This window comes from Paraburkholderia caffeinilytica (assembly GCF_046030355.1).
Lineage (GTDB): Bacteria > Pseudomonadota > Gammaproteobacteria > Burkholderiales > Burkholderiaceae > Paraburkholderia > Paraburkholderia caffeinilytica_B.
In genome coordinates this window covers 212,657-235,630 of record NZ_JAQQCQ010000005.1, presented here as the reverse complement: position 1 = coordinate 235,630, position 22,974 = coordinate 212,657, and the positions used below count along the sequence as shown (strand labels likewise).

The window sequence follows — 22,974 nt, the reverse complement described above, 5'->3', positions numbered from 1 at the left end:
TTCCGACGACTCATCAGAGCCCGCCCTCCCATTAGCCGCGCGACCCGCGCCGGCAGATACCCGACACTACGAAAGGATCGATCGACATGCCTGCTGCACTCGAAACGCCAATCCCGGCAGCCGCGCCGCGTGCGCGCGTTTCCTTCTTTGAGCCTCTACTGCTGCTCGTGTCCATTGGCCTGTCGGTGCTCGGTGCGATCATCGGCATGCAGCTAATCGTCTCGCTCGGCATCTCGGCGAACACGTCGATCATCGGCGCGTTAATCGCCATCGTTTTCTCGCGCATTCCACTGCAGGTAACGCGCCGCTTCCGGGTGCTCGAACGCCAAAACCTCGTGCAGACCGCCATTTCGTCGGCAACCTTCGGCGCCGCCAATTCGCTGATGATTCCGCTTGGCGTGCCGTTCGCGATGGGCATGCCCGAACTCGTCACGCCGATGCTTATCGGCTCGATCGCGGCGATGCTCGTCGACGGCGCGATGCTCTACCACCTCTTCGGCAGCAAGATCTTTCCGGCTACCGGTACGTGGCCAGCGGGCGTCGCGACAGCCGAAGCCATCTGGGCAGGCGACCAGGGTGGACGCAAAGCAGCCTTCCTCGGACTTGGCGTTGCAGCCGGCGTCGCCGGCGCGATTTTCGGCGTGCCGATGTCCGCGTTTGGCGCGGCCTTTCTTGGTAATCTCGCAGCGCTAACCATGTTCGGCCTGGGTCTTCTGATTCGCGGCTATTCGGCTCCGCTCCTGCATATCGACATCGCGGCCGCCTACATTCCGCACGGCCTCATGATCGGCGCGGGCATCGTCGCGCTGTTCCAGGTGGCGCGCGAAATTCACCGCTCGCGCGCAAAGGAAGACGCCGATCCGCGCAATCTGGAAATGTCAGGCACGCGTGCAAGGCGCGTGCTGTCTGGCGGATTCTTCGCGTACATGCTCGTCGCGCTGCTGATTTCGGTGCTTGCGGGTCACGTCACGGAGTTGTCGCCGGGGATGCTGATCGCCTTCGTCATCTACGCCGCATTCGCCGCGTACGCGCACGAATTGATCGTCGGGATCGCGGCGATGCATTCGGGCTGGTTCCCGGCCTTTGCCGTCGCGCTCATCACACTGACGATCGGCATCGTGATCGGCTTCCCACCCTCTGCGCTGGCTGTGCTGGCCGGCTTCTCGGCCGCGACGGGCCCCGCATTCGCGGACATGGGTTACGACCTCAAGACCGGCTACCTGCTGCGCGGCGAGGGCCGCGACATGGACGCTGAACTGGCAGGCCGCCGGCAGCAACTCATCGCGGCAATGGCAGGCTTCGTCGTCGCCGCCATCGTCGTGATCATCTTTCACGACCACTTCTTCTCACGCAACATGATGCCGCCGGTCGATCGCGTTTATGCGGCGTCAATCCGGGCGGGCTCGTCGATGGAGATTGCCCGCAACCTGGCCCTCTGGGCGATTCCCGGCGCGATCTTGCAATTGCTTGGTGGCGCGAAGCGGCAACTCGGCATTCTGCTGTCCACCGGCATGCTGATCGCTTCCCCGCTCGCTGGCTGGGCCGTGCTTGCCGGACTCGCGATCCGCTTCGCCGTTACACGCCTTCGCGGTGAACGCCACTCGGCCGAAATGAGCGCATTCGCGGGCGGCGTGATCGCCGGCGACGCACTCTTCAGTTTCGGCCGTTCCATGACCGGACTGCACAAGTAACCCGCCACTCTTCTTTTGGACCCGGAACGCAGTATGAATATCGAAGCCATCCGCGCAGCCACGCCGCTGACCGCAACCACCGTCTACATGGACACGGCCGCCGCGTCCCTGCCGCCCGACACGGTGCTCGACGAAGCGCGCCGCTATCTGCTCGACACAGGACACGTGGGCATCTACCTGCCCTCGTTCCGCAAGGAAACCTACGCGCGCGTGGAAGCCGTGCGCGCACAACTTGCCAGGTTTCTCAGCGCGGGCCCGCACGAAATCGCTTTTACCAAGAACGCGACGGAAGCGATCTCGCTCGTGGCGCGCGGTATCGACTGGCAGCCGGGCGACGAAATTCTGGTCGCCGATACTGAAATGCTTAGCAACCTGCTGCCTTGGCGCCGCCTGGAGCAGACGCACGGCGTGGTAGTGAAGATGATTGCGGCCGACGCGGCCGGCATGCTCGCACCGGGATCGTTCGCCGATGCCATTACGCCACGCACGCGGCTCGTGACGTTCTCACACGTACCGAACTCCACGGGCGCGGTTCAGCCTGCGGCAAGCATCTGCAAGGTGGCGCGCGAGCGTGGTGTCATGTCACTCGTGAATGCATCGCAGAGTGTCGGCATGTTGCCGGTCAGCGTCGCGCAACTCGACTGCGACTTCCTTGCGGGATGCGGGCGCAAGGCGCTGCGGGCAACGGAAGGCTCGGGCTTCCTTTACGTGCGTGAAGCGCATATCGAAGCGTTGGAACCGGTGCTCGCGGGCTGGTGGAACGGCACATTCGACCGTGCGACAGGGGCTCTCTCGTTTGTGGCCGGTGCCCGCCGCTTCGAAGCGGGATGCCCGATCGTGCCCGCGATTCTCGCACTCGGTGCGGCCGTGCGCTACGCCGAGGAAATCGGCATCGAAGCGATCGCCGAGCGCGTGCGCGAACTGACCGCTTACGCGGTCGAGCAGTTCTCGACGCTACCCGGCTTCGAGCTTTACGGCCCGACGCACGTCGCACAGCGCATTGGAATCGTCCCGTTCAACCTGCGCGGCGTCGATCCCGCCATGCTCGTGTCGGCACTCGAAGCGCAGCACTGCATCATCGAGGCCGGCGGCTTCATGGCTGACGCGATCCTCGCACGATACGGCGTGAGCACGATGGCGCGCGTGTCGTTGCATTACTTCAATACGCGCGACGAGATCGACCGCGTCGTGCGCATCATTCGCGAGACGCTCGCCTGAGCGCTGACAACTGATTCAACTTTGGAATACGCCATGACCCAACGCATCCTTCTGATGAGCAGCTCCCGCAAGGACCAGCTCGGCTATCTCGAACATGCCACTGAGCAGATCCATACGCTTCTCAAGCACGAACCCCGCAAAGTGCTCTTCGTCCCTTTCGCCGGCGTGACGTTCAGCTTCGATAGCTACGAGGACATCGTCAAGCCCGTGTTCGAGCGCCTCGGCTACGCGCTCGAATCGATCCACCGTAGCGCAGATCCGCTCGCCGCGATCGAGCAGGCAGAAGCCATTGCCGTTGGCGGCGGCAATACCTTCGCGCTGCTCAAACGCATGTACGAAGCAGGCATCGTCGATGCGATCCGCGCAAAAGTCGCGGCCGGCACGCCTTACGTGGGCTGGAGCGCGGGGAGCAACGTTGCGTGTCCGACGATCCGCACCACGAACGACATGCCGATCGTGCAACCGCCGACGCTGCGTGCGCTCGGACTCGTGCCGTTCCAGATCAATCCACATTTCATCAGCGGCAAGCCGGCTGGCCACAACGGTGAGAGCCGCGAGGAGCGGCTCGCAGAGTTTCTCGACATCAACGCGCCAGAACAGGTGTTCGCGCTGCCTGAAGGCTCCGCGCTGCTGTCCGACGGCGTCAGAGGGACGGTGCTCGGAGAACGCGGTGCACTGCACTTTGTCAGCAAAAGCCAGATCGAGACGCTAGGCGAGCATGCGACGTTCCCGTTGTCCTCCATCACGGGGCCGTCACATATCGATCAGTGGCCGACATTCCAGCGCTAGCCGTGCGGAGCCTCTCCTCTCAAAGCCGGCTTTTTTTGTTACATACGATCAGGATAACTAAAATGAAGAAGGAATTTGTCGCGACCGCCCTGCTTGCTGGCTTCGCGGCAGGCGCTCACGCCGAATCAAGCGTGACCCTGTATGGGGTCATGGACGTTGCATTGAGCTATCAGACGCACACCAACCCCTCTGGCGATTCAACCTTCGCGTTGCAGCAGGGCAATGAGGGTTTTCTGTCTGGCAGCCGCTTCGGACTAAAGGGTAACGAAACACTTGGCGACGGCTGGAAGGCCGGTTTCACACTCGAAAACGGCTTTTTAGCCAATAACGGAAAGCTGGATCAGCAAGGTCAACTGTTTGGGCGCCAGGCATTCGTCAAACTTGGCCACGACCGCTGGGGCGAACTCGCGCTCGGCCGTCAGTACACAACCGCCAATACCATGCTGTACTACGTCGACCCGCTCGGTGTGGGCGCCGCACCGAGCAACTCGTGGCAGGTGTTTCTGGTCGGCCAGCGCTACGACAACGCTGTCAGCTATACCGGTACCTGGGGAGCGATGCAAGTGATCGCCGAATATGCGGCGGGCGGTATCGCTGGCGACACGCGTGCGCGTTCATCCATGTCGCTCGGCGTCAAGTATGCGTCCGGGCCGGTCACGCTGATCGGCGATGTGCAGCAGACGAACGACTCGCAGAGCCGTCGCGCGCGAATCTATCTCGGCGGCATCAAGGCGACGATCGGCAATGCGAACCTGTTCGCGAACTACCTGCATAGCAACCGCGACGCGGGCTTCGATTCATCGAACGGAGGCACTGATACGGCGTCGATTACCAGCATGTCGTCCGGCTCGCCGACCGCAGCCGTGGCTATCAATTCCGTATTCAACCAGCGGCGCAGCGACGATTTCTTCACGCTCGGCGCGAATTACCGGGCGACACCAAGCTGGCTCGTCACTATTGCCGGGATGCAGGACCGCACCAACGCCGACGGCTTTAACGGCACCCGGAGCACCGCCTACGGCGTTGCGGACTACAGCTTGAGCAAGCGCACTGACGTCTATCTGGCGACCGCCTACGAGTGGACAAGCGGCGGATGGTCGGGCCTGTTCGGCAACTCCACCACGAATGCGGCGGCCGCCAAGGGCACCGCACTCAACGGTCGGAACGAGCAACTCTCCGTGATGCTGGGCCTGCGTCACTTGTTCTGACATCCATACAAACGATCGATGCGGCCCGTTGTGCGCCGCGTCGGTTCATTTATCGAGGAATTCCACATGGCATTGAAACAGACACTTGTCATTTTCGACGCGCTCGACAGCGCTACCGTTACCGGCCACACCATCGCCGCGATGTTCGAACCGTACACCGGGCACGGTGTAACGGTTGAGGTGACCCCAGTCAATAACGAACCGCCTGGCGACCCGTCGAAAAGCACCGACTTCATCACCATCGTGATCGAGGGTACGCAGGGTAGAAAGGCTGGTGGCCAGGCGCGCACACTCGGCATCATCGGCCGAAACGGCGCGATCGGTGCGCGCCCGGCGAAGCTCGGCATGGTATCGGACGCGGACGGCCCGATCGGTGCGCTTGCCGCGGCGCTGAAACTCGCGCAGATGAAGGCGAACGGCGACGCCCTGCCTGGCGACGTGATCGTGACAACCCACCTGTCGACCGACGCGCCAATGAGCGAGAACAACGGCGTACCGTTCATGGGAATGCCTGTCTCATCGGCTACGATGAATCAGTATGAGGTGGCGGCCGAGATGGACGCGATCCTGTCGCTTGATGCGTCCAAGGGCAACCGCATCATCAAGCAGCGTGGCTTCGCGCTCTCGCCGACGGCGATGCAGGGCTACATCCTGCGCATGGCGCCCGATCTCGTCGCGATCATGGAATCGACCACTGGTCAGCCGGCCGTGACATTCCCGATTTCGCTGCAGGACATTACGCCCTATGACAATGGGTTGTCCCATTTCAACAGTATCATGCAGCCGCATGTCGCCACAGACAAGCCCGTGGTTGGCGTCGCGATAACCGCGCGGTCGGTCGTGGGCGGCAGCGACTCAAGTGCCAGCCACGAAGTCGACATTGCGGAGGCAGTGCGTTTCTCGATTGAAGTCGCAAAGCGCTTTACGAGCGACGCGTGCGAATTCTTCGACGCCACCGAGTGGCAGAAGATTCACCGCATGTACCCTGATTTGAGCGCGTTTCAGGGGTATGGGAACGCGGCCCGGCAGTAAGTGATCCGCCGCACTGCCGACGTTGACGTCTTCGGCAGCGGCGTTACGCGATCACGGAACGTCCGCTCACCCCACCTTCGCACCGCGAGGCGAGAGAGACCAAAGCAGGACAGAATCGCTACCTCAATCGTCGTGTTCCTGCGCGTAGCGCACGGCCATACGCCGGACGCGCTCCGCGAATTCCGCGCGCATGCTGGCGGGAGCCAGTATCTCGATCGTGTCGCTCTGGCTGTGAAGGAAGTTGCGCAGCGAGACCGATGGTCGGACGGTGGCGGTGACCACGAAGGATTTTCCATCGTCGGCCCACTCACCGATGCGTTGGCTTTCGTGGAGGCTGAACTGGGTGAGTGCATGCTCGGCCGCCGTACGTCCATACTGGCCCTCGCGCGCGTGCACGCGCAATTTGAGCAGCACCTCGGGCTCCGGCTTAAAACCCGCGAGGCCGCTGCTAGCAACAAAAGCCTTGAGATCGAAACCGGGAATCGCGGCGCTTGAATCGTTCCGCACTTTCACGGCGTTCATTCTATCGAGACGGAACAGGCGTATGCCGTCCTTTGTCTGAGCGACGAGATAGAAGACGCCGGCATCGTCGAGCAGGCCCAGTGGGGACAGTTTCGGATAGGTCGAGACCTTTCCATCGGGTTTTTTGGGCTCGTAGCGGAGATCAATCAGCCTGTCGCGCATCAGCGCGTCGGTCACGCTGTTGTAGATGGCCTCGTCGATGGGCGGGGGAATGAGCGGTCTCGCGCTGGCGATCCGCATTATCTTCGCGTCCCACGTCTTTCCCTTCTGGGCATGCTCGGATCCGTTCAGCTCAAGTGTCGCCCGGGCCTCTGCAAAGCGGGGCGCCAGTCCTGCGAATACAGCACCCGGTAAGTGGGGGCTCGCCATGCGCTCGAGCGTGGTCAATGCGATCGCGGTATTGACGTTCATGCGCCACTCGCTGCCGAGCATCACCGTATCCCGCACCTTGAACCAGCGCGCAGCGTTCGTATTTCCCACATGATCGATATAGTCCGACATAGCATCCATGATCCGCCGGACGCTGCGTCGCGTGGGCAGACCATCCACGCGCGCCCCCAGTTGCCTGTATACGTCGCCGAAGCGCATTCCCTTCGCCGCCGCGGCCGCGGTGTCCTCCGGATCCGCGACGTACGGAAGAATATTGAGCAGGGCTTCCTGGATGATCATGAGCTCGTTTTCTGTGGTTGCGGTCGGAAGTGTAGCGGACACCGCCTCACACTGTTCGCGCCACCCCGGAGCCGGTGGCGAGCGAGCGCTCGATGCGCTGCAGGATGTCGAGCGCCATCCCCTGCAGCGAGAGGACACGCTTGCTGTCGGCCTGTGCTTCGTGAGCGTTGATGCGCACTAGCGGCAAGCGCAGGCTTTCCGCGAACATACGCACAGCCGGCAGCGCGAGCCCGGCACCGATCTCAATGACAACCGCGTGGGCGGGCACGCCGCGCCACACCTCCATGCGAAGGCGCTGCGCGTTGGTACGCGTGACGACCCACGAAGGATCAGAGAACAGCAAAAAATTCGGACGCGCCGGGCCGCCACAGTGGATGCAGCGCGGCGGCCTCGCGGGCACGATCGCGGGCGGCGCAGCCCAGGTGGCCGGTGAACAAGGGCGCGCGCACTGAAAGTGGTGAATGGATCCGTGACATTCGACGATTCGCGTCTCGTCGAAACCCGCCGCCTGGAACTGGCCGTCGACATTGCTCGTATAGACGAAGGCGCCGTGGCGTTTCGCGGCCGCCCAATCGCGTAGCAGCGTATAACCGGCATGAGGAGCTGTTTCCCGACACACGTCGAGCGCGCGTCCAAAGAAGCGCCAGGCCTCGCGCGGATTGTCGGCAAAAACGCGCCCCTGCGTCAATGCGCTCACGTCCCGTTCGTGCATACCCGCGGGGAGTAGCGTGGTCCAGATCCCATTCGAACCGCGGAAGTCGGGAAGACCGGAATCCACGCTCATGCCTGCGCCTGCGGCGATGACCATCGCGTCCGCGCCGGCGATCCATTGCGCGGCTCGCGCGATGTTTGAATCGATGAGGTCCATTGTCCTGACTCCTTGTGAAAGGAGTGAAGATTCCCCGCCTATTGAGACGGAAGACGTCCTTATGGCGACCGCCGTCGCGACAAGACCACAGCCGTTTAATTGGGGCGCGCCGTGTCCTAATGCCCCTTGATAATCCGCGTTCGCTGCCTGCGGATGCGAACGGCACAGCGCCGGGACGAGTTCAAGAAGTCCGATCTCCCGCCGTTATTGTCGATTGGGTCGTCTGCGCATGTGAATCCGGACGCGGCGATGGCACACATCAAACAACGGGACCAGAAGAATGAACAAGAGCCAATACCTCGCGACAAAAGAGGTTAACGCGTTCGTCGCATGGATGAGCACGCATCTCGACGATGCCACCTTTGCCCACGCCTACACTTTGCGCACTGGAAATGAATCGTGGACATGCGCCAGCCTGTTCGACGCCTACGAGAAATATCGGTGGCCCCACGTTGCTCTCCCGGAATACGGGCTGGCGGCCGGTAGCAGCTTCGCTTCAAACCTTCTGGTTCTGGATACCTTGCAAAAGGAGTTGCGCGCGGGGCTGATGGCGGGCGACAACGACCGCGTGCTGATGGCGGCCACCGCAGTGATGAAATGGGGCGGCGTCGTGAACGGGAATGTGCCTTGGCTGAACACATGGCGCGATGATCTTTGCCACATCATTGGCGGTACACGCGACGCGATCAACGCGGGCGACACGGATCAACCGCCGTTTGCAAGGAGCGAACTACGCTTCACGTCGGGTATGAGCAAAGTGTATTCGCTCGTTTGCGACGGTTTCGCGATCTACGACAGCCGCGTGGCCGCAGCCCTCTGCCGTGCGGTCGTGCTGTTCTGCCGGGAGACGGGACGTGATTGCGTTCCGGCCGAACTGAATTTCCCGTGGGCGGCCGCGAAAACTTCTCCGAATGCCATCAATCCGCCGCTGCGTAATGCAGCCCAAGACGAATATAAGTTCCGGCGGCTGGTGCGCGGGCGTCCTTACGTCGTCTGGAATACGAAGGTAAGCTGGCTGCTGGGTGCGATCGAGTCGCACCGCAATACCCAGGATAGCGCGTTCGCGCGCCTGGACTCGACAGCGCTGCGGCTGCGTGCAATGGAAGCAGCGTTGTTCATGTTCGGCTATGACCTGGTGAATCGGCCAGATCGCGGCCAGGGTGCCGAGGCTGCCTCGTTCACAGCAGTCATTTCTGATGGACCGTCGCACGATCAAGGATCGCCCACCGAGGACGGTTGGGCTCTTTGCAAGACAACAGCCCGCGGGAGGCCGTTCGAGTATCGGTTGCGCCCTGCAGCGGACGGCATCCATACCCGCGATGTAGGTGAGAACACGCTACTCCGCTTCAGCGACGCAGAACTCAACCAGACGCTTCAGGCGCTGCTCAGAGACTTTGGCGATTCGCCGTTTCCACTCGCGAACAGCGTTGACGGCGTGCCCGCCGGAAATGTGCCAAATGGCTTGGGCACAGCATTCTGGAAGGAAACCGGAAGGAGAGCCGGCTACACCAGTCGGCTCGCGGCCGTTCTGCAATGCATCGAGGTCTTCAAAGCTTGCGAGAATGCGCCGACCGCGGCTAAATACTGGCGTCTGAACCGCGAAACGTTGCACGTCGACGGTTCCGGAAAAGTCAACATCCGGCCGTACCTCGATGCCATCATCCAAGGCGACTGACACGCGCCGTACCGGCGCGCCACGCATCCTCCCGGCTCGCAGCGCGGGAAGTCGCAAAATGCCCCTAACCATGCATAAGCGGGAACTGGAGTGAACGACAAAGCGAAACTCGCGCAGGCAGCGACATGGATACGCGAAGCCGACGGCCTGCTCGTCACCGCGGGGGCCGGGATGGGCGTCGATTCGGGACTGCCTGATTTCCGCGGCGACGATGGTTTCTGGCGCGCATATCCCGCGCTGAGACACCACGGGTTTTCGTTCGAAGACATCGCCAATCCCGCTGTCTTCTCGAGTGATCCGCAACTTGCATGGGGTTTCTACGGACATCGCCTCAAGCTCTATCGCGCGACGCAGCCACATGCGGGTTTTCGCATTCTGCTCGATTGGGCGTCACGCATGGAGCAAGGCGCGTTCGTGTTCACAAGCAATGTCGATGGCCAATTCCAGCAAGCAGGCTTCTCCGGCGAGCGAATCGAGGAATGCCATGGAACCATTCACGCGTTGCAATGCGTCGACGCGCGCACGAACGACGCATGGGCAGCGGACGACTTCGATCCCGTCGTCGACGAAACTACCTGCCGCCTGCAAAATGCGCTACCCCGCTGTCCGCATTGCGGAGCGCTCGCGCGCCCGAACATCCTGATGTTTGGCGACTGGAACTGGGTCGATTGTTATGCGGAGCGGCAGGCCTCACTTCTTGTCAACTGGCTGCGCGGCGTGAATCGCCTCGTTGTCCTCGAACTGGGCGCGGGGCGCGCGCTCCCCACAGTACGCCGCTTCAGCGAGCGCCATGGTCCTCGCATCGTCCGCATTAATCCGAAGGAATGCGCCATTCCGCCCACGTTAGGTATCGGCATTGACACGGGAGCGTTGGCGGCTTTGCAGGCAATCGAGAAAAACCTGGCGGCGAGCTGAACGGCACGACACTAGATACCCAGCCCGCCCAGCGACTTCCCGCCATCGACGAATAAAGTCTGGCCAGTGATAAAGCGGCTGGTTGGCGACGCGAAGAAAGCGATGGCATGCGCAATGTCATAAGGCGATGCCGGCGCTCCGCCTGGTTCCAACGCAACAGCCGCAGCGTATTGATCGGCCGGCATGGTGCGGGTCATAGGCGTATCGGTAAAGCCTGGCGCAATCGAATTGACCACGATCTGACGCGCGCGGAGTTCCATCGCCATCGCGCGGGTCAGTCCGATCACGCCTGCCTTGGAGGCGACGTAGTCCGCAAACCCTTTGCCTCCCAAAGCTCCACGCGAGGAAATAGTCACGATTCGGCCACCGGCGCTCATCCGGCGTGACGCTTCCTGCGCAGCGATGAATACGCCGAGAAGGTTAACCTCCAGTGTCCGCTGGAAGTCTTCGTCGGTGATTTCGTCGAAAGAGCGGGCGGAATAGATCCCTGCAGCGCAGATCATCACGTCCACCCGGCGCTGCGCATCCAGAATTCTGTTGATTGCCGGCCGATCGCAGACGTCGGCAACCGCCCCCTCGACGGAAAGCTGTTGTGCCGTAAGACGTTCAACCATTTGATGCACGGATTCCGCATTCCGGTCAATCGCTACGACATGGAAGCCAGAGCGTGCGAGAACTTCCACCGTGGCGAGGCCAATGCCGGATGCGCCACCGGTGACGAATGCTGTTTGCGTTTCGGGGAGACTGATGTGTGTGGATTGCATGTTCAACTGCCTTCGTTCGGAGGGAAAATCGATTGACGTACCCATTCACCGCGCTATCGCTGCTTTTCTTGCTACGAGTGCACCCGCCCGGGCTTTGAGTAAGGCAGGAGCGCGGCAAGGAACACAGCGAACGCGACACTGAGGGCAAGGCAATACAGCGCCAACGTGAAGTCAGGCGTTCTGGCGCGCACAACGCCCACCAGCCACGGCGCGAAAAAGCCGGCCAGTCCGCTGATTGCATTGATCAGCGCCATGCCGCCCGCCGCGCCTGTGCCGGCGAGAAAGGTCGGCGGTATCGTCCAGAAGACGCTCAGCGAACCGACAATGCCTGCCGCAGCGACGCAAATGAACATGAACGAGACGAGCGGCATGGAAGAAGTCAGGCCGCTTCCCGCGAGCCCAACTGTGCCGACGATCAATGCGCCCGTCAGGTGCCATCGTCGCTCCATGGTGCGGTCGGAATGCTTTGCGTTGGCGATCATGGCCACCGCGCCAAGAATGAACGGAATCGCACTCACCAGGCCGATTTCGATGATCGACAGGTCGGTGAGTTGCTTGATGACCTGAGGCAGCCATGTCGAAATGCCGAAAAAACCAATGCCAATGCAGCAGTACAGACATCCCATCAGCCAAACCATCGGCGCGGCAAGCGCGTTTTTAAAGGTGGCGCTGCCCTTGCTCGCCGCGGCGACCTGCTCGCGCGCCATCGTGCAGACCAGCCAGTTTCGCTCCGTCGGACTAAGCCAGCGGGCTTCGGAAGGCTTGTTGACCATATAGAAGAAAGCCACCACGCCTAGCACCGTCGCAGGAGCACCTTCGATTATCATCATCCAGCGCCAGCCCGAAAAACCGCCCTTCTCGTGAAAGTGCGAAATGATCAGCGCGGAAATCGGCGACCCGATGATGAGGGAAACGATGTTGGCCGAGTAAACCTGGCTGATGGCTTTGCCGAGATGCCTGGCCGGAAACCACAGCGCGAGGTAATACAGCACCGAGGGGAAAAAACCAGCCTCGACGATGCCGAGAAGAAGGCGCGCTACATACAATTGCTGCGGCGTTTGCACGAACGCCATACCAACCGACACCAGGCCCCACGTGAACATGATGCGGGCGAGCCAGGTGCTGGCGCCGAACCGGTGCATCATCAGGTTGCTCGGTACTTCAAACACGATGTAGCCGAGATAGAAGATACCGGCGGCAAAACCGAACATTTCCGGTCCCATGCCGAGTTCCTGATTCATCTGCAAAGCGGCGAAGCCAATGTTCGCACGATCCAGGTAGTTGATGAACCACGCAATAAAGATCAGTGGCACGAGCCGCCACGTCACCTTGCTGATGAGCTTCTTTTCCGCCGCGTCGTCCAACGCGGCGTCCGGCGCGTTCCATTGCTGCATATCGTCCCTATAAGCCGCCCCGAGCGGGGGTAAAGTGGCATCCGTTTCTTTCACAATGGTCCTCTAACTTTGAAATGGAAAGGCAGACATCGAATCTGTTCGTCGCCGCGACCTTGTGTGGCCGCGCCGCTATGCCGCTGCGCCTTTCGGGTCAGCCGCATAAGCGACGATTTCGATCTTCATTCCGCTCACGACCAGTCCGCTCACAATCACCGTCGAGCGATTGGGATAGGGCTTCTGAAAGTACAGTCGATAGATCTCGTCCACGACGCGAACGTCAGCGGCATCGACCAGATAGATCAGCACCTGAGCCACCTCACGCAACGACGCGCCGGCAGCGTTCAGCGTCACTTCGAGATTCCTGAAGGTGAGGTGCGCCTGGTCTTTGATCGAACCTGTCTCGATCGAACCATCCAGGCGCACCGGTCCGTGCGCGGTGTAGATCACGCCGGCGGCACGGGTCGCCCAGGAAAACGGCTGTCCGAGTTCCGGCAGATGTGTTTCGATAATTTCAGTCATGAGGAGAGGGGTAAATTCCAATGGGGTCGCCGCGGCAAACGCCGCCGCGCGGGCTACAGCGATTCCGCGAAATGCGCCACCGTATCGGCCAGCGAATGGGCGGCTGAGAATCCGAGTTCACGCCGCGCGGCACTCACATCCGAGGGCGCTGGGCGCACATGGGGAAACGCCGCGAATCCGCCTTCTGGCAATCGGAGTTCCGCGATGCTCAACAATGGATAGCGCTGCCGCACAACCTCGATGAACTCGTCGAGAGAAAACCATTGACCTGTGGCGATGTTGTAGACGCGTTGCGTGGGTGCGGGCGCGCGTAGCGCTGCCACGTTCGCGGTCGCACAATCGCGGGCATCGATGAATTCTTCACGTCCATTCCACAGCAGGATGGGATCGTCGAGCCGCGCCGCCGACCCGCTTCGTCCGGCCTCAAGCAGACAGCTCAGCAACTTCCCAGGTACGCTCGTCGCCGCCTCGGCCCCTGCGCCAAGCACCGCCCCATAGCGGAGAACGACAACACTCAGGTCGTAGAGCGACGCGTAGGCGAGCGCCAGATGCTCGCTCGCCACCTTGGTGGCCGCGTAGATGCTCGCGGGCCGCTCACTGACGATTCGATACGCAAAATCTTCAGGAATCGGCGTGGCCGGCAGTGATCCGAACGCGGAATACATCACGGTCGTCGAGCTTGCAATCACGACTCGCGCCAACCCGCGCCGACGCGCGATCTCGAGGACATTCGCAGTCCCCATCGTATTGACCCGTATGCCGGCCAGTGGATCGTGACGAATCGCGGTCGACAGCAGCGCTGCCGTGTGCACGATCGACGTGACCTGGTGCCGTGCAACGAGGTCGTCGAGGCGGGCGAAATCGGTGACGTCGCACAGTTCGAGGCTGACGCCGGCCAACTCCTCAGGCGGGCGCGGGCTCACGTCAACCAGCACCACATTTTCGCCCTGCGCCCGCAATTGCGCCGCGCTCAGCCGGCCGATCATCCCTGCGCCGGTAATCAAAACAGTCATGTTCCTTCTCCTCTAAGCCGACGCCCGGCAGACCTGCCGCGTCCCTTCCCTTGCCGACTGGAAGCAACGATACGAGCGCAAATTATCTGAGTCAACACAAATTTATGTTGATTTTATAAATTTCTACACTAATTATACGAACCCATCACGACTCACCCAGCGCATCACGCACAAGGAGGAAGCTCTTGTCTAACCTGAAGACCCCGTTGAAACCCCAGATGGCGCTCCCCACGCCGCAAGCCCAGGCGTATGAGGAATGCGTGCTGGGCTGGGCGTCGCGCGACTATCCGCAACTGCGGATAGTGAAGGACATTGCCTACGGCGATCACCCCGAGCAGCGCTACGACGTCTACGGCGCCGATCACACCGCGGACGCGCCGATCGTCGTGTTCTTTCACGGCGGCGGCTGGACCAATGGCTACAAGGAGTACGCGGCGTTCATGGCGCCCCATGTGGTGGCCGCGAACTGCGTGCTGGTGACGCCGGCCTATCGGCTGGCGCCCGAGCATCCGCTGCCCGCCGCATTCAATGACGGCGTCGCGCTCCTCGGCGCGCTCGCGAGTACCCGGCCGTCCTGGGCCGGCAACGCAAAACGCGTGATTCTCGCGGGCCATTCGGCGGGCGGCCACCTTGCGGCATTGCTGGCGCTGCGTCCCGACGCGCTGCAACGGGCCGGGTTGAATCCGCGCAGCATCGCCGGCTGCATGCCGGTGAGCGGCATCTTCGACCTGCATCATCCATGCCCCGCACCCGGTTCTCTGGAGGCGCGCGTCTACGACATGGTGCTGGGTGACGACACCGACGACGCGCGTGTGAGTCCGCTCTGCTGGGCACGAGGCAACACCGTTCCGATGGCGCTGACCTACGGCGAGCACGACAGCGAGCGCGTCATTCTTTCGAACCGCCGCATGGCCAGTCTGCTCGCGTTGCAGCCGGCACCGATGTCGTGCGAGGTCGAACCTCACGCCGACCATTTCCAGACTCACACCCTTCTCGATAACGCCGCGCACCCCTGGTATGCGCGGCTTGCCGCGCTCGCGCGAAGAAGCGCCGAGTAGCACGCGAATTCTGAATTCCCATCCACTGGAGCCGTTGAAATGAGCAAAGCTGCATTTAAAGCATCCCCCGTCGCTGGCGCAATTCTGGCGTTGTCCGCCGTCACTGCCCATGCACAGTCAAACGTCACGCTGTACGGCATCATCGACGCCAGCATCGACTACGTCTCGAACGAAGGCGGGCATCACGCGGTGCAGGCGCAAAACGGCATGATCAACGGCAGCCGCTGGGGGCTGAAAGGCGCGGAAGACCTCGGCGGCGGCACCAGCGCGGTGTTCCAGCTGGAGAACGGCTTCAACATCTTCAATGGGAAGCTGGGTCAAGGCGGACGGATGTTCGGCCGTCAGGCATGGGTCGGCCTCAAGGACAACACGTTCGGCACGGTGACGTTCGGGCGGCAGTACGACCCGACCATCTGGTATCTGGCGATCTATACCGGCGGCTTTAACGGCGGAACGGCGTTCGCGCATCCCTTCGACAACGACAACATGGGCAACTCGTTCCGGCTCGACAATGCGGTCGAGTACACGAGCCCGACGTGGGGCGGCTTTTCGATGCGCGGCATGTATGCCTTCTCGAATCAGGCCGGCGGCGCGAAAAACAACCGCGCGTACAGCGCCGGCGCCGGCTACAGCCAGGGCGGCCTCAACCTCGGCGCGTCATTCATCGTGATCGACAACGTCGGCGGCAATGCGGGCGGCGCGGTGGACGGCAGCACGACGGGCGACGCGACGTTCATCGGCAGCCGTCAGATGGTATGGGGGACCGCAGCGAACTACACGTATGGACGCGGCACCTACGGCGCGACGTGGACCCACACCCGGATCGACAACGGGACCTCGGTAAATCTTGGCGGCTACAAGCCGCTGGGGAATGCCAGCATGAGTCTCGACAACTTCGACGTGAACGTGACGTACTACGTCACGCCTGCCTTCGCTCTGCTCGGCACCTATACATACACGATGTCGCGCTTCACGAACTCGCAGGTCAGCGCGAATCCGAAATGGAACCAGTTGAACGCGCAGGCCGACTATTTCCTGTCGAAGCGCACGGACGTCTACGTGGATGCCGTGTATCAGCACGTAAGCGGCGGCGCCAATACGCCGTTTGCCAATGCGATTATCTGCGGCTATTCGCAATCGTCGTCGCCGAGCCAACTCGTGGTGGGTCTGGGACTGCGGCACCGCTTCTGATCCTGTCTTGCGGCGGCATTCAGCCGGCTGCGCGCCGCCGTGCCAGTCGGGGCGCGCTACGTAGTTCCTTGCAGCGCGCCGCCGCCTTCACCAGCGCGCGCGGTTTGCCGGGCGCTTATGCCTTGACCTGTTCGGCCGGTTTTCGCGAGCGCCCTGCCGCCACACGTTTTGGCTCTGGCGACGCGTCGCGCGTGGTCTGCACACGCGCCGCCGCAGGAGAGCGGCGCCCCTTCGGCGCCGTTGTCCCGGGAACCGTCTGCGCTGCTTCGGCGACCGGCTCGTCCAGATAGTCGATCACCGCTAGCGTCGCATTCAGATGATCGCTCAAGACCGAACAGGCTCGCTTGACGTCGCGCGACAAGGTCGCTTCCATGAGCGCCTGATGCTCGTTGAAGATACTGTCGGTCTTGGCGCTAAAGCCGAGCCGCGCCAGACGGAGACGCCGGTAACGTTCGGCATGGTCGATAAGCTGACCGTTGATACGATGCAGCCACGGCGAACTTGCGGCAGCGAGGAGCGCCCGGTGAAAACGCCTATGCGCGGCTTCCCATGCATCCAGACCTTCCACGTCATCCAGCGACGCAGGCACGGGCTCGTGAGTCAGCTTGTAAAACGCCGCGGATATTTCCGCGCCCCAGTCGGCGTCACCATGAAGGATCGACTCGGTGAGCAGATTGGTTTCGATATGAATACGCGCGGAGACAATGTCTCGCAGATCGTCGGCCGAAACTGGGGCGACCCGGAACCCACGCTGCCCTTCATTCGACACCAGCCCTTCGCGGCTCAGCAGCATCAGGGCTTCCCGGATCGGACTCATCCCGAGACCATAGCGGTCCTGAAGTCCTTGCAAACGGAGCTTCGAGTCCGGCTCCAGCGCGCCGGACAGAATATCCCGGTGCAGGAGCCGGTATGCCTGGTCGGAGAGTGTACGCTCGCCGTCGTCCGCAGCATGCGGAACGCGCGTGGTACGTGACGCGACGGGGTTTCGGCTGATGGGTTTCATTTCAAATGGTGAGTATGAGATGGGCAGCCGGCTCTGGGCCCATCTTCGATAATGATTTCTTGCAAAATCATACGCGATTTATAAATTCTTTGCTGCCCAGGAATTCTTACTCCGATTTGGAGGGGTCGCGATGAACGACGCGTGCAGCGAATGACCGTAGCGGAATAAGTATCGGCCCTTCGCTGATTAAGGGAACGTCCGCACCACCGCAGATCAGCGCACACGCGGCGCGGCAGCTAACAAGCTGCGCAGGAACACCATGATCATATGTCCGATGGGCACCTCGGACAGCATCGACCGCTGCAGTGCGAGGCCTTGTGAGAGTCCCATGAAGGATGCGGCCAATACGGTCGGCGATTCGGGCGGCACTCGTTCCAGTCTGGCGAAAATCTGCCCGATGCAGTATGCGAGACCATCACGATGGGCGTCCAGCAACGCCTGTGAAGCTGATGCAAAATCGGGGTTGCGGCGCCCCTGAAGCTTGAATTCAACGCCCAGCACAGACCACTCAGGCTCGGCATCAAGCGTCAACACCCAGACTTCCAACGCGCTCAATATGTCGTCCGCAGACGCAGAAGGGTCACTTAGCGTCCGGGCAATATCGGTCACTTGCGTCTTGGAGCGCTCTCGCATCAACTCTACAAACAGATCTTCTTTGCTCGCGAAATTCGAATAGAAAGCACCCTGCGTATAACCTGCCTCGGCCGCAATATCCCGCAGAGATGTAGCGCCGAAACCTCTCTCGACAAACAGCCGCTTCGCCGCATCAAGCAAATGGGCCCGGGTCTGCAATCGACTTTCTTCGCGGCTTGGCCGCGGGGGTTTGGTCGCCGTTTTCATCGCGGAAGGATATCAGTTGATATTTAAAATTCAACTGGATATTATTACGATTTCATTTCACATATCAATTGATATGCGAAAGCATGAGACGTGGGTTGTGCCCTGAGCGTTCTTGACGGAACAGGATGAAGGCGTGCCTGCGAAGTTAGCGCGGGAGTCGACCGCAAAAATCGGAAACGCAATGCAACAACTGGGTCATGTACTACGGAAAGAGAGCATGAGCAGCAGGGTAAAAATGTTGAAGCAGCAACTCGCGCAACTCGACGAGCGGATACTAGTCGCCTGGCAGCAGGAGCAGAAAGCAGCTATCGAACACGTTCGCCAGGTCATGAACTTCTTCAACCTTGTGCCTAACCAGTTACGCGTCGACCGGCGAGGCACATACAACACCAGACCGCTTCAGATGAAGTATCAGGACCCCGTCACCGGTGCGACCTGGAGCGGCCGTGGACGCGCGCCGTCCTGGATCAGGAATCGAAGCTACAACGATTTTCTGGTTGAGCAACCCGACGACGCCGGATCGGACTAGGGCCTGCTCTTCGCCGTTGCGGGATTTCCGGCCACGGCGTCTGGCGGCGGTATAGACTCAAATCTATGCAAATTGGTTAATCCACCGCGTAGCGTTGAACACCACCAGGTGCACATAGCTGGTGATCGCTGTGCCATTTGCGTTGCAATGCGGCACGGCACCTGTTTGCGGCCGGATGCGCCAAGCAATGACGGAGGCACTCAAATGTGTGATCTGTGTGGTGATGCGCAGCACGAGCCTCAAGTATCGCGCCGGGATTTCCTGAAAGCGGGCGCACTCGCAGCGCTCCTACCGTGGAGCGTAGGCGCCGCCATCGCGGCCGACCCGCCAGCCTCAGACACATTGCCGCCACCGAACTCGATCGCGCCCGCGGACGCGCTGAAGCGACTCATGGATGGCAACGCGCGCTACGCCGCCAACACGCCGAACGAGCGCGACTTTTCATCGGGTCGCGCCGCCCGTGTGCAGGGGCAGTATCCGATTGCCACGGTCCTGAGTTGCGCCGATTCGCGCGTAGCGCCGGAGTTTGCGTTCGATCAGGGGCCGGGTGATCTCTTCGTTTTACGAGTTGCGGGCAACATCGTGAACCCGGATCTGCTGGCATCTCTCGAATACGGCGCCCAGTTCCTGGGGGTCCCGCTCATCGTGGTGCTCGGCCATACTGGATGCGGCGCGGTCGACGCCGCAATCAAAGTGCTGAAGAGCAAGGCGGTCCTTCCGGGCCACTTGCCGGGACTCATATCCGCGATCAAGCCGGCCGTCATCATCGCCGAGAAGACGAGGACCGGCAACTTGCTGGACAACGCGGCCGCCGAGAACGTGCGGCGGCAAATGGCCCGACTGAAGCGCTCACCGCCGATCGTTCAGAAACTTTACGAGAGCAAGAAGATCGACATTGTCGGCGGCATGTATGACATCGCCACCGGTAAGATTGCACTCGTCTAAATGCGTGGGTTTGCCCGTACACGTGTGCCAGTGACCCTACGAAGCGCCCGGAGGAAAAATCCATGACCGACCCGACCTATCACGCTGCCGACTTTCGCCAGCAGCGCAGCGTCGGCATTGCCGGTATTGCGATCGCCTCGCTGTTTGCCGCGGGGCTCTGGCTCGGCATCGATCTTTTGATGTCACCCCTGCCGGGCATGGACAGCCTCGGTGCGCGGATGCTTCTGACGCTCAAATGCTGCTGTGCCGCGGTGCTGTTCTGCCTGGTGACGGGCGTCGAAGCTTTGGCGCACGAACGATTGACCTCTCCCGCGTTCGATCCGCTGGCGGGTTTCGAGACACGCAGGTTGCGCATCAATCAGCGATACCTGCAGAACACGGTGGAGCAGATCATCGTGTTTGCGGCGGCGCTGTTCGGCCTGGCCGCTTACTGCCCGGATGGCTCGTCCATGCGCGCGGTTGTGGCGACTACCGTGGTCTGGATCGTCGCGCGGGCCGCGTTCTGGCTCGGCTACCATCGCAGCGCAGCGATGCGCGGGCTTGGGGCGCCGGGCATGGCAATCAGCATGATCGTGCTGCTGTATGTGACGAGCCAGTTTGGGCGTGAAATCGCGGGGACGGTGGGCGCTATTGTGCCGCTCGTCGCATTTTTCGCGGTCGAGGCGGTATTGTTTTGGGAAACGCGGCCGGTGAATGCGGGTTGATTCAAGGGGTTCATCGACCGGGCCGTGTCGGCTCGACCGCTGAAAGGATTGCCACGTTTTCCAAAAGCGGTCATTCGCAAAGCGGCGACAACGTCGCCAAAAATCTCAACGTCATATCGATTGCTAGCGTATTGCCGCGGCAGGTAAGATCGCTATATCCTCCAATCGGCTTCGATAATCGATGAATAAAAAAATCCGCCTTCAGGTCGCATTGATTATCTCGGCCGTTGCAATCTACCGTGCATTCAGCTACATCCAGCATGTTCAGACAGGCTGCATTCAACTCGGTAATCATCAACGATGCAGCTTTGAAAACGCGACGAATTTCGATGGCCTGTTGGACCTCGATCTGTTTTTCGCGTGTGGCTGGGCCGCGGGAGCCGTGCTTTGCTGGATCGCTGTTGTGCAAGCCAGCAAAAAACCGCGCTAATCCGCCGACGTTCCGATTCACCAAAGCAACACTTTCCCGTTTTCGCCGCTGCGGACCAGAACTCAGAAGCGGGCCGCAAAGAGCCTTACCTGCAGGCAATCAACATCAACTAAACCGCAGCTTCCCGGTACTTCGCAAACTTCGACGTCTGTCCAATCCCCGGGTTAAAGCAGTTGCAAGGATCGAGCTGCTGATAGAACGCGGCGAGCTGGGGCTTCGCATGGTACAGATGGCCGACGTTGTGTTCCGCCGGATATTCGGCGCCGCGGCGATCCAGCAGCTTCCACATCTTATGTTCGACTTCCAGGCAGTCGTTACCCTTCTTGACGATGTAATCCTGGTGGAACACGTGGCAGAGGAAGTGGCCGTAGTACAACTTGATAGCGATGGTTTCTTCGATGTCGGGCGGCAGCGTCTCGATCCAGTCGCGGTCATTGCGTCGCAATGCGATGTCCAGCGCGACGATATTCTCCACGTCCTGAGTATGCACCGCGCGATAGCGGACAGCCGCGCCGGCGGCAGCGAAACGATGCAGGAATGCTTTCCTGCCTTCTTCGTCCGTGCATTCAAAATAACCGCCGCTCGCATGGTCGAAATAGCCTGAAAGGAACGCACGCGTTTCTTCCACGCTTTCGGCCGACACCTTCAGCATCAAATGATGCTCGTACTTATCACGATACTCTTTCATTCGCGCCGGCAGATGGCTCGGGAACAGCCGGCTCGCCGCTTGCATGACACGGTCGGTGAGATGCGAAGGGAGAAAACCGAAACGATCGAACAGCGCGTCGAAACGGCTCTTTAGTCCGAACAGCGCCGGCAGCCGGGAAGTGCCAAGATAGTTGATTGCAAGGAAGGTGTCCTTGCCGTACTCCTCAGCAATGTCGAAAGCGTCGCGATGCAGATACTCGCCGGAGATCGGCAGATGTTTAAAGTCATGCAGCGCGTGACGGCGGATTTCAGTGAGTTCGTCGGAGCGGTTCGTGCCGATATAGAACACCTTTGCATTCTGCTCGATCGGAAACGTGTCGAGCCGTACCGCGAACACCATTACCTTGCCAGCCGAACCTGACGCTTCGTGCAAGCGCTGTGGGTCTGCGTTGAAACGTGCGGGCGTATCGGCATCGATCTCACGAACATGCGTCGCGTAACCGTGATCGGATCCGGCACCCGCATCGAGGCGAATATCGGCGTCGCTGAACTCGCGGCGCTCCAACCGGCCGAGGATATCCTCGGGCGAGTCGCCGAGTTCGATTCCCAAGTGGTTGACGAGATTAAGTTGTCCCGCTGCATCCACCTGCCCGAATACCGCCATTTCCGTATAGGCCGGGCCGCGCTGCACCAGCGCACCGCCCGAGTTGTTGCACACCCCGCCGAATACCGACGCGCCGATGCAACTCGAGCCGATCACCGAATGCGGCTCGCGGCCAAGCGGCTTCAACGTCTTTTCCAGCTGATCGAGTGTCGCGCCCGGAAGGCAAACGACCTGCTTGCCGCCGTCGATCACGTAGACCTTCTTCATGCGGCTCGTGCTGACGATCACAATGTCGCGATCGTAGTCGTTACCGTCCGGTGTCGATCCGCCGGTGAGGCCGGTGTTCGATGCCTGCGTGATGACAATCACATTCGCTGCAATGCACGCCTGCAGCACTTTCCATTGTTCGACGATCGTGCCGGGGCGAACCACCGCGAGCGCCTTGCCGGCGCCAAACCGGAAGCCGGTGCGATAGCGGCGGGTCGCGCCATCGTCGGTCATGGTGTGCTTGTTGCCCACGATGTTGCGTAGGTCTGCAATCAACGTGGAAGCCTTGCTGTCCAGCCCTTCTGCCGACGGTGCGCGCGTCACTGACATCGAATTCTCCTGAAGAAACGTTGAGTTTTGACGCGCATCGGTTTCAAACAACCGGTCGGGTGTGACCTTTGAGCGCATCGGGTTGACACAAGGTTAAAATCAGGCAACCCATTAGTCCAATATCTCGAAGTCACTTTTTGGAGACGAA

22 protein-coding genes are annotated in these 22,974 nt (G+C 61.1%); 12 read left to right on the top strand and 10 right to left on the bottom strand.

Annotated elements, in window-relative coordinates; all coding sequences use genetic code 11:
* The first annotated feature begins 86 nt into the window (after nucleotides 1–86).
* The 5 genes from PQQ95_RS10220 to PQQ95_RS10200 all read left to right on the top strand — a co-directional run bounded on the left by PQQ95_RS10220 (nucleotide 87) and on the right by PQQ95_RS10200 (nucleotide 5,938).
* Nucleotides 87–1,691: an OPT/YSL family transporter gene (locus tag PQQ95_RS10220; RefSeq protein ID WP_408437268.1), complete on the top strand. Its 1,605-nt coding sequence runs from the start codon at nucleotides 87–89 to the stop codon at nucleotides 1,689–1,691.
* Between the two features lie 33 nt (nucleotides 1,692–1,724).
* Nucleotides 1,725–2,909 carry an aminotransferase class V-fold PLP-dependent enzyme gene (locus PQQ95_RS10215; protein ID WP_408437267.1) on the top strand — a complete coding sequence of 395 codons (1,185 nt, stop codon included), beginning with the start codon at nucleotides 1,725–1,727 and terminating at the stop codon, nucleotides 2,907–2,909.
* A 33-nt stretch (nucleotides 2,910–2,942) separates the two neighbouring features.
* Nucleotides 2,943–3,698: a dipeptidase PepE gene (gene pepE / locus PQQ95_RS10210; RefSeq protein WP_408437266.1), complete on the top strand. Its 756-nt coding sequence runs from the start codon at nucleotides 2,943–2,945 to the stop codon at nucleotides 3,696–3,698.
* 62 nt (nucleotides 3,699–3,760) lie between these two features.
* Nucleotides 3,761–4,906: a porin gene (locus PQQ95_RS10205; RefSeq protein WP_408437265.1), complete on the top strand. Its 1,146-nt coding sequence runs from the start codon at nucleotides 3,761–3,763 to the stop codon at nucleotides 4,904–4,906.
* A gap of 66 nt (nucleotides 4,907–4,972) precedes the next feature.
* A complete protein-coding gene (locus PQQ95_RS10200; RefSeq protein WP_408437264.1) occupies nucleotides 4,973–5,938 on the top strand; it encodes a DUF1177 domain-containing protein in 966 nt (321 codons plus the stop codon).
* A 123-nt stretch (nucleotides 5,939–6,061) separates the two neighbouring features.
* Here PQQ95_RS10200 and PQQ95_RS10195 read toward each other — a convergent pair whose 3' ends face one another.
* Nucleotides 6,062–7,129, bottom strand: a complete 1,068-nt coding sequence (locus tag PQQ95_RS10195; RefSeq protein ID WP_408437263.1) for a helix-turn-helix transcriptional regulator — start codon at nucleotides 7,127–7,129, stop codon at nucleotides 6,062–6,064.
* A 46-nt stretch (nucleotides 7,130–7,175) separates the two neighbouring features.
* Nucleotides 7,176–7,997, bottom strand: coding sequence for an SIR2 family NAD-dependent protein deacylase (locus tag PQQ95_RS10190; protein WP_408437262.1), 822 nt, complete (start codon nucleotides 7,995–7,997; stop codon nucleotides 7,176–7,178).
* A gap of 280 nt (nucleotides 7,998–8,277) precedes the next feature.
* Between PQQ95_RS10190 and PQQ95_RS10185 the strand changes: the two genes are divergently transcribed.
* Both PQQ95_RS10185 and PQQ95_RS10180 read left to right on the top strand, forming a co-directional pair.
* Nucleotides 8,278–9,672 (top strand): hypothetical protein, encoded by a 1,395-nt coding sequence (locus PQQ95_RS10185; protein WP_408437261.1) that lies wholly within the window; start codon nucleotides 8,278–8,280, stop codon nucleotides 9,670–9,672.
* A 90-nt stretch (nucleotides 9,673–9,762) separates the two neighbouring features.
* Nucleotides 9,763–10,587: an SIR2 family NAD-dependent protein deacylase gene (locus PQQ95_RS10180; protein ID WP_408437260.1), complete on the top strand. Its 825-nt coding sequence runs from the start codon at nucleotides 9,763–9,765 to the stop codon at nucleotides 10,585–10,587.
* 11 nt (nucleotides 10,588–10,598) lie between these two features.
* Here PQQ95_RS10180 and PQQ95_RS10175 read toward each other — a convergent pair whose 3' ends face one another.
* The 4 genes from PQQ95_RS10175 to PQQ95_RS10160 form a co-directional block, all read right to left on the bottom strand.
* Nucleotides 10,599–11,396, bottom strand: a complete 798-nt coding sequence (locus PQQ95_RS10175) for an SDR family NAD(P)-dependent oxidoreductase (RefSeq protein ID WP_408437259.1) — start codon at nucleotides 11,394–11,396, stop codon at nucleotides 10,599–10,601.
* Nucleotides 11,397–11,422: 26 nt separating this feature from the next.
* Nucleotides 11,423–12,745, bottom strand: coding sequence for an MFS transporter (locus PQQ95_RS10170; protein ID WP_408437258.1), 1,323 nt, complete (start codon nucleotides 12,743–12,745; stop codon nucleotides 11,423–11,425).
* 129 nt (nucleotides 12,746–12,874) lie between these two features.
* Nucleotides 12,875–13,264, bottom strand: a complete 390-nt coding sequence (locus PQQ95_RS10165; RefSeq protein ID WP_408437257.1) for a RidA family protein — start codon at nucleotides 13,262–13,264, stop codon at nucleotides 12,875–12,877.
* Nucleotides 13,265–13,317: 53 nt separating this feature from the next.
* Nucleotides 13,318–14,277, bottom strand: coding sequence for an NAD-dependent epimerase/dehydratase family protein (locus PQQ95_RS10160; RefSeq protein ID WP_408437256.1), 960 nt, complete (start codon nucleotides 14,275–14,277; stop codon nucleotides 13,318–13,320).
* 185 nt (nucleotides 14,278–14,462) lie between these two features.
* Here PQQ95_RS10160 and PQQ95_RS10155 point away from each other — a divergent pair, with 185 nt between their 5' ends.
* Complete coding sequence (locus tag PQQ95_RS10155; RefSeq protein ID WP_408437255.1) at nucleotides 14,463–15,335, top strand: alpha/beta hydrolase; 873 nt, start codon at nucleotides 14,463–14,465, stop codon at nucleotides 15,333–15,335.
* 39 nt (nucleotides 15,336–15,374) lie between these two features.
* Nucleotides 15,375–16,526 (top strand): porin, encoded by a 1,152-nt coding sequence (locus PQQ95_RS10150; RefSeq protein ID WP_408437254.1) that lies wholly within the window; start codon nucleotides 15,375–15,377, stop codon nucleotides 16,524–16,526.
* Between the two features lie 115 nt (nucleotides 16,527–16,641).
* Here PQQ95_RS10150 and PQQ95_RS10145 read toward each other — a convergent pair whose 3' ends face one another.
* The gene (locus PQQ95_RS10145) at nucleotides 16,642–17,529 is read right to left on the bottom strand and encodes a GntR family transcriptional regulator (protein ID WP_408437253.1); all 888 of its coding nucleotides are present in this window, start codon (nucleotides 17,527–17,529) and stop codon (nucleotides 16,642–16,644) included.
* A gap of 213 nt (nucleotides 17,530–17,742) precedes the next feature.
* Complete coding sequence (locus PQQ95_RS10140) at nucleotides 17,743–18,369, bottom strand: TetR/AcrR family transcriptional regulator (RefSeq protein WP_408437252.1); 627 nt, start codon at nucleotides 18,367–18,369, stop codon at nucleotides 17,743–17,745.
* A 217-nt stretch (nucleotides 18,370–18,586) separates the two neighbouring features.
* On the opposite strand from PQQ95_RS10140, the gene PQQ95_RS10135 reads away from it, so the two are divergent.
* The 3 genes from PQQ95_RS10135 to PQQ95_RS10125 all read left to right on the top strand — a co-directional run bounded on the left by PQQ95_RS10135 (nucleotide 18,587) and on the right by PQQ95_RS10125 (nucleotide 20,547).
* Nucleotides 18,587–18,898, top strand: a complete 312-nt coding sequence (locus PQQ95_RS10135) for an H-NS histone family protein (RefSeq protein WP_408437251.1) — start codon at nucleotides 18,587–18,589, stop codon at nucleotides 18,896–18,898.
* Nucleotides 18,899–19,102: 204 nt separating this feature from the next.
* Entirely contained in the window at nucleotides 19,103–19,843 is a 741-nt protein-coding gene (locus tag PQQ95_RS10130) for a carbonic anhydrase (protein ID WP_408437250.1), read from the top strand.
* Nucleotides 19,844–19,905: 62 nt separating this feature from the next.
* Nucleotides 19,906–20,547 (top strand): MAPEG family protein, encoded by a 642-nt coding sequence (locus tag PQQ95_RS10125; RefSeq protein ID WP_408437249.1) that lies wholly within the window; start codon nucleotides 19,906–19,908, stop codon nucleotides 20,545–20,547.
* A gap of 70 nt (nucleotides 20,548–20,617) precedes the next feature.
* On the opposite strand, the gene PQQ95_RS10120 is transcribed toward PQQ95_RS10125, so the two are convergent.
* Both PQQ95_RS10120 and dld read right to left on the bottom strand, forming a co-directional pair.
* Complete coding sequence (locus PQQ95_RS10120) at nucleotides 20,618–20,998, bottom strand: hypothetical protein (RefSeq protein ID WP_408437248.1); 381 nt, start codon at nucleotides 20,996–20,998, stop codon at nucleotides 20,618–20,620.
* 88 nt (nucleotides 20,999–21,086) lie between these two features.
* Nucleotides 21,087–22,826, bottom strand: coding sequence for a D-lactate dehydrogenase (gene dld, locus PQQ95_RS10115; RefSeq protein WP_408437247.1), 1,740 nt, complete (start codon nucleotides 22,824–22,826; stop codon nucleotides 21,087–21,089).
* Nucleotides 22,827–22,974: the final 148 nt, after the last annotated feature.

Excerpts from the sequence above, each read along its gene's own strand:
- PQQ95_RS10220 (WP_408437268.1), top strand. The coding sequence starts at position 87 with ATGCCTGCTGCACTCGAAACGCCAATCCCGGCAGCCGCGCCGCGTGCG.
- PQQ95_RS10215 (WP_408437267.1), top strand. The coding sequence starts at position 1,725 with ATGAATATCGAAGCCATCCGCGCAGCCACGCCGCTGACCGCAACCACC.
- pepE (WP_408437266.1), top strand. The coding sequence starts at position 2,943 with ATGACCCAACGCATCCTTCTGATGAGCAGCTCCCGCAAGGACCAGCTC.
- PQQ95_RS10205 (WP_408437265.1), top strand. The coding sequence starts at position 3,761 with ATGAAGAAGGAATTTGTCGCGACCGCCCTGCTTGCTGGCTTCGCGGCA.
- PQQ95_RS10200 (WP_408437264.1), top strand. The coding sequence starts at position 4,973 with ATGGCATTGAAACAGACACTTGTCATTTTCGACGCGCTCGACAGCGCT.
- PQQ95_RS10195 (WP_408437263.1), bottom strand. The coding sequence starts at position 7,129 with ATGATCATCCAGGAAGCCCTGCTCAATATTCTTCCGTACGTCGCGGAT.
- PQQ95_RS10190 (WP_408437262.1), bottom strand. The coding sequence starts at position 7,997 with ATGGACCTCATCGATTCAAACATCGCGCGAGCCGCGCAATGGATCGCC.
- PQQ95_RS10185 (WP_408437261.1), top strand. The coding sequence starts at position 8,278 with ATGAACAAGAGCCAATACCTCGCGACAAAAGAGGTTAACGCGTTCGTC.
- PQQ95_RS10175 (WP_408437259.1), bottom strand. The coding sequence starts at position 11,396 with ATGGGTACGTCAATCGATTTTCCCTCCGAACGAAGGCAGTTGAACATG.
- PQQ95_RS10170 (WP_408437258.1), bottom strand. The coding sequence starts at position 12,745 with ATGCAGCAATGGAACGCGCCGGACGCCGCGTTGGACGACGCGGCGGAA.
- PQQ95_RS10165 (WP_408437257.1), bottom strand. The coding sequence starts at position 13,264 with ATGACTGAAATTATCGAAACACATCTGCCGGAACTCGGACAGCCGTTT.
- PQQ95_RS10160 (WP_408437256.1), bottom strand. The coding sequence starts at position 14,277 with ATGACTGTTTTGATTACCGGCGCAGGGATGATCGGCCGGCTGAGCGCG.
- PQQ95_RS10150 (WP_408437254.1), top strand. The coding sequence starts at position 15,375 with ATGAGCAAAGCTGCATTTAAAGCATCCCCCGTCGCTGGCGCAATTCTG.
- PQQ95_RS10145 (WP_408437253.1), bottom strand. The coding sequence starts at position 17,529 with ATGAAACCCATCAGCCGAAACCCCGTCGCGTCACGTACCACGCGCGTT.
- PQQ95_RS10140 (WP_408437252.1), bottom strand. The coding sequence starts at position 18,369 with ATGAAAACGGCGACCAAACCCCCGCGGCCAAGCCGCGAAGAAAGTCGA.
- PQQ95_RS10135 (WP_408437251.1), top strand. The coding sequence starts at position 18,587 with ATGAGCAGCAGGGTAAAAATGTTGAAGCAGCAACTCGCGCAACTCGAC.
- PQQ95_RS10130 (WP_408437250.1), top strand. The coding sequence starts at position 19,103 with ATGTGTGATCTGTGTGGTGATGCGCAGCACGAGCCTCAAGTATCGCGC.
- PQQ95_RS10125 (WP_408437249.1), top strand. The coding sequence starts at position 19,906 with ATGACCGACCCGACCTATCACGCTGCCGACTTTCGCCAGCAGCGCAGC.
- dld (WP_408437247.1), bottom strand. The coding sequence starts at position 22,826 with ATGTCAGTGACGCGCGCACCGTCGGCAGAAGGGCTGGACAGCAAGGCT.